Origin of the sequence: Cyanobium sp. N5-Cardenillas, from assembly GCF_024345515.1 — a bacterium.
Classification (GTDB): domain Bacteria; phylum Cyanobacteriota; class Cyanobacteriia; order PCC-6307; family Cyanobiaceae; genus Cyanobium.
Window position 1 is genome coordinate 1 of sequence record NZ_JAGQBG010000136.1, and the last position, 8,534, is coordinate 8,534.

Consider the following 8,534-nt stretch of genomic DNA (forward strand, 5'->3'; position numbering starts at 1 on the left):
CCTTGTCGCTCCTTCCCTTGAAAGGGGCGCGGTAATCAAGGGCGTGGCGCAGGGCCCGTGTGCCCGCCATGGTGAGAGCGCCATCCCAGGAGACGGCGGCGAGTGCGACCGCGGCGAAGGCCGTTGGTGCGTCCATGGATCGCGTCAAAAGCAAGGAACACCCGTCATCGTTCTCTCCAGGGGTGCCTGTCAGTGGCCGATGTGACCGAATCCAGGAAAGACCCCCGGCGGCACCCTTCGGGCCTCAGCGACTGGCCGCCGCCGCCCCGCCGCTGCCGCCTTCGCGGCACAGCTTCAGATAGAGGGCATCGGGTTCCTGGTAACGGGCTGGGCGACTGTCGTGCAGACGGGCCAGCTGCTGCCAGCACACGGTCCTCTGCACATTCTTGAGGCTCTTCCCTTCCCGCACCAGCATGCGCATGGCCCTGCAGTAGGAGCCGTAGCGATCCTCCAGGTCCCGCAGTTCGGGGGGGCCGTCGGCGGCGGGGAGCTGGTCGGCTGGAGGGATCATCCAACGACTCCAGCACCTCCGGCCACGGGTGGACTGTGCCGAAGGGAACCAAGCACGCAGAACGTGAGGTCCCTCCCGTCGGCAGGCCAAAAAAAGAGAGCCCCGAAGGGCCCTCCCCGCTGCAAGGGATGGGGGCTCAGCGGATGAACAGCATCTCCTGGTAGGAGGGCAGGGGCCAGAGGTTGTCGTCGACCAGAGCCTCGAGTCCATCGACCGCCTCCCGCAGCTGGTGCATCAGCGGCATCAGGGTGTCGGCCGAGTAGCGCATGTGGGCGATGGTGCCGTGGGGGGCGTTGCTGATGGCGCTCTCGAGGGCACTGCTCAGTTCCATCAGCTTGGCGCTGAGGGACGCGACCTTGTGCTGGGTTTCCGGGGATACCTGGAGGCCCATGGAGGTCTGCAGCTGCAAGGAACTGGCCAGCTCACCCAGGTAGCGCATGGCGGCCGGGTAGATCTGGGTCTGGGCGATCTGCACGGCCAGCTTGGCCTCCACGTCGATGGCGAGCACGTACTGCTCGGCGTAGACCTCGAAGCGGCTCTCCAGTTCCAGGGGGGTGAGCACACTCTGCTGGGCAAAGAGGTCACGGACTTCAGGCCGCTGCAGCACCGGCAGGGAGTCGGCGGTGGTGGGCAGGTTCTCCAGGCCCCGCTCCTCCACAGCCATGCGGTGCCATTCGCTGGCATAGCCGTCGCCGCCGAACACCACGTTGCCGTGGTCGGTCATGATCTGCTTCAGCACGGAGAAGGCGGCACCCGGCAGGCTTTCTCCTGCAGCCATCTTCTGCTCCAGCTGGTCGCTCACGTAGGCGAGCGAATCGGCCAGGATCGTGTTCATGGCCACCAGGGGGCCGGCCACCGACTGGTTGGAGCCGACGGCGCGGAACTCGAAGCGGTTGCCGGTGAAGGCGAAGGGCGAGGTGCGGTTGCGGTCGCCGGGATCCTTGGGGAACTCGGGAAGGGTGTCGACACCCAGCTGCATGACGCCGGCATGGGTGGAGCCCGTCACGTCCCCTTCCTTGATCTGGCGGTAGACGTCCTCCAGCTGGCTGCCCAGGTAGACGGAAATGATCGCCGGAGGGGCCTCGTTGGCGCCGAGGCGGTGATCGTTGCCGGCGGTGGCCACCACGGCCCGCATCAGGGGGCCGAACTTGTGCACCCCGCGGATGACGGCGCCGCAGAACAGCAGGAACTGCATGTTCTCGTGGGGGGTGTTGCCGGGATCCAGCAGGTTGCCCTGGGTGGCGTTGCCCACCGACCAGTTCACGTGCTTGCCGGACCCATTGATGCCCTCGAAGGGCTTCTCGTGCAGCAGGCAGTTCATCCCATGGCGCCGGGCGGTGCTCTTGAGGATGGTCATCGTGAGCTGCTGGTGGTCGGTGGCCACGTTGGCCGCCTCGAAGAACGGGGCGATCTCGAACTGGCCCGGTGCCACCTCGTTGTGGCGGGTCTTGGCGGGGATGCCAAGTTTGTACATCTGGCGTTCCACGTCCTGCATGAACACCTGAACCCGTTGGGGGATGGCGCCGAAGTAGTGGTCGTCGAACTGCTGGCCCTTGGCGGAGGATTTACCGAAGAGGGTGCGGCCGGCCAGCAGCAGGTCGGGACGCAGGGGCACATAGGCGCTGTCGACCAGGAAATACTCCTGCTCGGCGCCGCAGCTGGAGTTGACCGGGGCCACCTCGGTTTCCCCGAGCAGCCGCAGCAGGCGCTGGGCCTGCTTGTTCATGGCGGCGTTGGAACGCAGCAGGGGGGTCTTCTTGTCGAGGGCCTCGCCGGTCCAGGAGATGAAGACGGTGGGGATGCAGAGGGTGAGACCGTTGGGGGTCTCCATCAGGAAGGCCGGGCTGGTGATGTCCCAGGCGGTGTAGCCGCGGGCCTCGAAGGTGGTGCGGATGCCACCACTCGGGAACGAGGAGCCGTCAGGTTCCCCCTGCACCAGCACCTTGCCGGTGAACTCGGTGATCACCGAGCCATCACCCTGCACCGAGATGAAGCCGTCGTGCTTCTCCGCGGTCGCGTTCGTGAGCGGGTAGAAGACGTGGGCGTAGTACAGGGCGCCCCGGCCGGTGGCCCACTCCTTCATCGCCTGGGCCACCACGTTGGCGACCGAGACGTCGAGCTTGCCGTTCTCCTTGATGGTGCGCTGCACCGACTTGAAGATGTCCTTGGGCAGGGCGGCCTTCATCTTGGCCAGGCTGAACACGTCACTGGCCCAGAGCTCATCCAGCGACTCGATGGGGGGCGTTTCCACCTGGGGACGCTGGTGAATGGCCTGAATGGCAGCGAAGCGTTGGGGACTGGGCATGGAAACAGCGTTGGTCGGCTGGGGGGTATCCAATCCTTGCGTCCTGCCCCATGGGTGGTGCCGTTGATACAGAACGGCAGGTTGCCCGGTGGAGCGCGGCGGAGCTTCAGCTCAGGTAGGAGCGGATTCCAGGCCGGCACCAGAACACCAGCGCCGCCAGGGTGAAACCCCAGGCCAGGGGGGCGCCCACGGCCAGCAGCAGGCGTTCCTCCCCCACCAGGGCCAACCGCACGATCCCGTAGGCCATTTCGATCGCCAGATCGATCGACAGCGCCACGATCGCCAGCACCTGGCCCCACGATCGCCACTTCAGCAACGCGACACAGGCCACCACCCCCAGGGCCACCGCAGGCAGCAGGGCACTGGTGTACACGACCACATTGGCCGTCCTCCAGAGGCTGGTGAGAAGGATCACCGCCAGGCCCAGCGGCAGGACCAGCAGGTTGGCCACGAGTCCGAGCCAGGCCAGGACGCGGTAGCCGCGCGGAGGCTGGAGTTCCGCCAGGGCGGCCGGGGTCGTCAGGAGAGTCTGCATCGCATCCATTCTCTCAGTTGCGATCGGGCAGGGCGCCGTCCCGGTCGGATCGAAACACCAGGTCAAGGTCCGGCATGACCTGGGCCGCGATCGCCACCAGCGTCTCGAACAGCTCCTTGGTGTGGGGGGCCCCGGCCCCCATGGCCTCCCGGCTCATCAGCACCAGCTCCAACACGGGTCCATCCGCCTTGGCCTGCACGTCGGCGATCAGCTGCAGCCGCAGCGTCTCGTGCTCCCCCCGCACCATGGCGCTGAGGTGGGCGGGGGAGCGATGCTCCACGTCGGCGTGGAACCGCTGGATCAGCGGATCGAGCCGACCGATCAGTTCAGGTGGCGGAAGGGGCTGCCGGGGCCGGAAGAGGAGCAGAAATCGGGCCATGACGTCTGGCTGTTCCCCCCATCCTGGATCCGGCGCGTGGTTGTGCACCACCGCCGCCGACCAGCTCCGTTCAGCGCAGCTCGAATAGCAGCAGATCAGCCCCATCGGCGCCGGCCTCGAAGCGGTCGGCTGGGGTCGCCGGGAAGCCGAGGCCATCGCCCCGCTGCAGCGGCCTCCCGAAGGCCGTGCCCTGGCCATCGATCAGCTGCAGCCAGCCACTGGCATCAGGGGCGATGGCCAGTTCCAGCTGCTCTCCCGCCGCCGGTCGTGCCCGCCAGAGGCGTACCGGCCGGTTGATGGCCAGGGCGCCCTGCCGTTCGTCCGGATCCAGCAGCGGCGTCCAGCCCGGGCGGACCTGGAACGGCTCCTGGCGGTAGGCGGGGGCATGGCCCTCGCGGCTCGGTTCGATCCAGATCTGCAGCAGACGGCAGGCCTGCTCGCCCTGGTTCATCTCGCTGTGCACCACGCCGGAGCCGGCACTCATCGCCTGCACCTCCCCGGCCCGGAGCACCTCGCTGTGGCCCATGGAGTCGCGATGGTTGAGCTGGCCCTCCACCATCACCGTGACGATCTCCATGTCCCGGTGCGGATGCATGCCGAAGCCCCGGCCGGCGGCAACGGTGTCGTCGTTGATCACCCGCAGCGGCCCGAAGCCCATCCAGGCCGGATCGTGGTGGTGGGAGAAGGAGAAGCTGTGCCAGCTGTCCAGCCAGTCGAGCTGGCTGTGGAACCGTTCACCGGCAGGTCGGAAAACGAGGGTCATGGGGAGAAGGGTCGTCAGGGTTGGATCAGGTCCATCCGCTGGAGGCGGTGCACGATGTCGTCGATGCTGCTGTCCTTGGCGGGATTGTTGCGACTGCTGGAGAGCTGGCGACCCACCACATGGGCCCCCAGGTGGGCCAGCTGGATGCGCAGCACCGCCAGCACCTCCACCCCGGGCCCGCCGGAATGGGTGGCGATCGCGACCGGCCGGCCGTTGAAGAGGCTGCGGAATCCCTCCCCCTGGACCGAGAGCCAGGCGATGGCGCTGGTCAGCACCGGCGGCAGCGAGCCGTTGTATTCGGGGGCGCAGATCACCCAGCGGGGGGCGGCCCCGAGGGTCTCGCTGAGCGGGACCACCGCGGCGGGAAGGCCGGCTTCGGCGTGGGTGCGGGGGTTGTAGAGCGGCAGGGAGAGGGTGGTGAGGTCGAGCACCTCGGCCCCCATGCCGCGGGCGTGAGCCGCGGCGACAAAGCGTTCAGAGAGCGCCAGGTTCTCACCGTTGCTGGCGCTCAGCACCAGGAGATCGGGGGGCATGTCAGGTGGGCTCCAGGACGGGGTAGTCGGTGTAGCCGGCTGGACCGGCGGTGTAGAAGGTGGCTGGATCAGGATCCTGCAGGGGGGCGCCGCGGCGGAACCGTTCCGGCAGGTCGGGGTTGGCCAGGAAGGCGTTGCCGAAGGCCACCGCATCGAGCTGGCCGGCGGCGATGGCGCCGTTGGCTTCCTCGGCGCTGTAGCCCATGTTGCCCACGAGCACCCCGCTGAAGCCCGACCGGATCGGGCTGAGCACGTCGCCGTGCTGCTGGCCGAGGAAGTCCCCCCGCATCACGTGCAGGTAGTCCAGCCCGGTTCCATTCAGCCGCTCCGCCAGCCAGCTGGACAGCCCGATCGGGTCGCTGTCCACCATGGCGTTGTACCCGTTCAGCGGCGAGATCCGCAGGCCCACCAGGGGGGATTCGTTCTGCACGGCCTCCAGCACCTCCAGCAGCAGCCGGGCCCGGTTGGCGATCGGCCCGCCGTAGGGACCGCTGCGCCGGTTGCTGCCGTCCCGCAGGAATTCATCGAGCAGGTAGCCGTTGGCGCCATGCACTTCCACCCCATCGAAGCCCGCGTCGATGGCGTTGCGGGTGGCCAGCCGGAACCCGGCCACGATCGTCGGCAGCTCCTCATCGGCCAGCTCCCGGGGAACGACGTAGGGCTGTTTCCCTTCGGGGGTGTGCACCTCGTCGCCGGTGATGGCGATCGGGCTCGGTGCCACCGGCTGACGGCCGTCGTTGAGCAGGGGGTGGCAGGCCCGACCGCCGTGCCAGATCTGCAGCACGATCCGCCCACCGGCGGCGTGCACCGCCTCGGTGGTGAGCCGCCAGCCCGCCACCTGGGCCGCTGAATGGATGCCGGGTTCGTGCCAGAAGGCGGAGTTTCCCTCCATCACCATGGTGGCTTCGGCGATCACCAGACCGGCGCTGGCCCGTTGCTGGTAATAGGTGGCCATCAGTGGGCCCGGGACGTGGCCAGGTTCGGCACGGGCGCGGGTGAGGGGAGCCATCAGCACCCGGTTGGGCAGCTCCAGCGGACCCACCGTCAGGGGGGTGAACAGATCACTCATCGTGTGGAGACCGGCAGGGGGGAGGGGGAATGCCCTGGGATGGGCAGGATGGATAAGTTCATGAAGCGACTCTGGCCGACGCCCACCGTGCCTGACAAGAACGCACCGATGGGTGCCTGGGTCACCCGCTGGTAACCCCCACCCGTGACGACCTTCCTCGACGATCTCGACAGCGGCGGTGATCCGCAGGTCTGCCCGGCGGAGCTGGCCCTGCGGGTGATGCGCGGGCGCTGGAAGCTGTTGATCGTGCGGGAGCTCAGCGGCGGTGTGCGCCGCTTCTCCGCCCTGCAGCGGTCGCTGACGGGGGTGAGTCACAAGGTGCTGACGGCCCAGCTGCGGGAGCTGGAGGCGGATGCCGTGGTGTGGCGTCGTGTCTTCGGCGAGGTGCCGCCCCGGGTGGAGTACGGCCTCACCGAGCGTGGTCAGGCACTCCTGCCCGTGCTGGAAGGTCTGCATGCCTGGGGAGCGGCAGCGCCTCCAGGGGTGGAAGCTGGGGAATGAGGCTGCGGCGGAACCAGCTCTCCGGCCCGATCCGCTGCAGGGTTCGCAGCAGCACCAGCGGCAGGGTGCGCAGCTCGAAGGGCGCCCTCAGGGTGGGCCAGAGCCCCTCGCGCCGGTAGAGCAGGGTCTCGAGCCGATCCCGCTGCAGGGGCGTGAGCGGTCCCCAGGTGCCGCCGATGGCAGCGGCGCGCTGGGCCATGGGCACGAAGGGCAGCGCCTGGTCCGGCAGCAGTCCCTCCAGGGTCAGGTGGGCGGTGGCCTCCAGAGCGCGGGCAGCGTCTCTGCTCTCCAGGCTGAGTTCGGCGCCCATGGCACTGATCGCCTGCAGCCGTCCCGGCACGATCCCCCCCTGGTGGTGCAGCCGGAGCGGCAGGGACAGGGCGAACCAGGGCACCCCATCACTCCGGGGCCGATCCCAGCAGCTCCGGATCGCCAGCAGCAGCAGCAGACCGTTGAGCACGCTCCAGCCCAGCACCACCCCGAGGGTGGCGGCCGACACCGGCAGCTCCCCCCCCTGGCCCGCCAGCAGGGGCAGCCGACCCGGCGCCAGGTTCGCCAGGGCCAGCAGTTGCAGGGCGAGCAGCACCAGCAGTGGCAGCAGCAGGCCTGGATCGGGGCCGGTGGGCCCCTGGCCGGTCACCGCCTTGGGGGTGACCCGGAACCGGCGCGGCCGGCCCAGGGCGGTGGACACCACGGCGGCACAGATCGGCAGCAGGAAGATCCAGCGGTAGAGCTCCGGCAGGATCGCGGCGCGGGCATGGCCGCTCAGCCAGCGGGTGAGCAGCAACTGGCAGAGGAAGAAGGGCAGGGCCACGGTGACCAGGGCCTCGCCGCCGATGAGGATCGGGGCGATGCCCAGCAGGCCCAGGCTGAGCGGCGTGCAGAGCAGCACCAGCTGGGCCGGGAAACTGAACCAGTGCAGGATGCCCTCGCTGTAGGCCAGCCGCTGCAGCGGGCTGAGCCCGGGGATCCGCAGCGGGTCGGCACCGGTGCGCAGGGTCTGCAGCGAACCGCTGCCCCAGCGGCAGCGTTGACGGGCCATGGCCGCGGCCGTGAACGGAGCCAGACCGGCACTGAGCTTCTCCGAGAGGTAGTGGTTGCGGTAGCCCGCGGCCGTGATCCGGATGCCCGTGGCGAGATCCTCCGATGGGGTGGCGGTTTCGAAACCCCCCACCCGCTCCAGGGCGTCGCGCCGCATGACGAAGGAGGTGCCGGCGCAGACCACCGCGTTGAGGTTCTGGCGGGTGGGCTGGATCCAGCGGTAGAAGCTTTCCTCGTCGGGCAGCAGCCAGCGTTCCAGGCGCAGGTTACGCATCACCGGATCGGCGTTCATGTAGCTCTGGGGTGTCTGCACGAAGCCCACCGAGGGATCACGGAACAGACCGACCGTGCGGCGCAGAAACGGACGCAGCGGCACGACATCCGCATCGAACACCGCCACCAGTTCTCCCTGGCAGTGGCCCAGACCGTGGTTGAGGTTGCCGGCCTTGGCATGGGAGTGGTCGTCCCGGGCGAGATAGCGGCAGCCGAGGCGCTCACAGAGTTCCGCCAGCTCCGGCCGCCCGGCATCGTCCAGCAGCCAGACCGTCAGCGCCGGGTAGTCCATCGCCAGGCAGCCCCGCAGGCAGCGTTCCACCAGATCGGCCGGTTCCCCACAGCTGGGCACCAGCACATCGACGGGTGGGGCCGGCAAGGGGAGCGGACCCGCCTCAGGGGCGGGCCGCCCGGGCAGCAGGGTGAACCAGAGCTGCAGGAAGAAGCCGGCCAGCAGCACCAGTTCCGCGGCCAGCGTCAGCAGGCTCAGGCTGGCGGCAAGGGGGGTGTCCAGGTTGAGGCTCTCGCCCAGTCGCCAATGCAGGTACCGGGCCCCCAGCAGCGTCAGCAGCAACACGGCCCAGTGCAAACGCGTCATCGACCATGACCAATTGTTAAGCAAAC

The 8,534-nt window shown here is 68.8% G+C and carries 9 protein-coding genes; 1 reads left to right on the forward strand and 8 read right to left on the reverse strand.

The annotated features are described in order from the left end of the window. Positions 1–244: 244 nt before the first annotated feature. The 7 genes from KBZ04_RS11190 to KBZ04_RS11220 form a co-directional block, all read right to left on the reverse strand. On the reverse strand, positions 245–511 hold the full coding sequence (locus tag KBZ04_RS11190) for a DUF3136 domain-containing protein (RefSeq protein WP_254992006.1): 267 nt from the start codon (positions 509–511) through the stop codon (positions 245–247). A 136-nt stretch (positions 512–647) separates the two neighbouring features. Continuing rightward, the gene (locus tag KBZ04_RS11195; RefSeq protein WP_254992007.1) at positions 648–2,816 is read right to left on the reverse strand and encodes a glutamine synthetase III; all 2,169 of its coding nucleotides are present in this window, start codon (positions 2,814–2,816) and stop codon (positions 648–650) included. Positions 2,817–2,922: 106 nt separating this feature from the next. Beyond that, positions 2,923–3,351, reverse strand: coding sequence for a Hepatitis C virus core protein (locus tag KBZ04_RS11200; RefSeq protein ID WP_254992008.1), 429 nt, complete (start codon positions 3,349–3,351; stop codon positions 2,923–2,925). Positions 3,352–3,364: 13 nt separating this feature from the next. Then, positions 3,365–3,730, reverse strand: coding sequence for a hypothetical protein (locus tag KBZ04_RS11205; protein ID WP_254992009.1), 366 nt, complete (start codon positions 3,728–3,730; stop codon positions 3,365–3,367). A 70-nt stretch (positions 3,731–3,800) separates the two neighbouring features. Next, a complete protein-coding gene (locus KBZ04_RS11210; RefSeq protein WP_254992011.1) occupies positions 3,801–4,493 on the reverse strand; it encodes a pirin family protein in 693 nt (230 codons plus the stop codon). Positions 4,494–4,507: 14 nt separating this feature from the next. Next, positions 4,508–5,026, reverse strand: a complete 519-nt coding sequence (locus KBZ04_RS11215; protein ID WP_254992012.1) for an NADPH-dependent FMN reductase — start codon at positions 5,024–5,026, stop codon at positions 4,508–4,510. Between the two features lies 1 nt (position 5,027). Continuing rightward, positions 5,028–6,095 carry an alkene reductase gene (locus KBZ04_RS11220; RefSeq protein WP_254992013.1) on the reverse strand — a complete coding sequence of 356 codons (1,068 nt, stop codon included), beginning with the start codon at positions 6,093–6,095 and terminating at the stop codon, positions 5,028–5,030. Positions 6,096–6,239: 144 nt separating this feature from the next. On the opposite strand from KBZ04_RS11220, the gene KBZ04_RS11225 reads away from it, so the two are divergent. Beyond that, entirely contained in the window at positions 6,240–6,596 is a 357-nt protein-coding gene (locus KBZ04_RS11225; RefSeq protein WP_254992014.1) for a winged helix-turn-helix transcriptional regulator, read from the forward strand. On the opposite strand, the gene KBZ04_RS11230 is transcribed toward KBZ04_RS11225, so the two are convergent. After that, the gene (locus tag KBZ04_RS11230) at positions 6,505–8,508 is read right to left on the reverse strand and encodes a glycosyltransferase (RefSeq protein WP_254992015.1); all 2,004 of its coding nucleotides are present in this window, start codon (positions 8,506–8,508) and stop codon (positions 6,505–6,507) included. The genes KBZ04_RS11225 and KBZ04_RS11230 overlap by 92 nt on opposite strands. Positions 8,509–8,534: the final 26 nt, after the last annotated feature.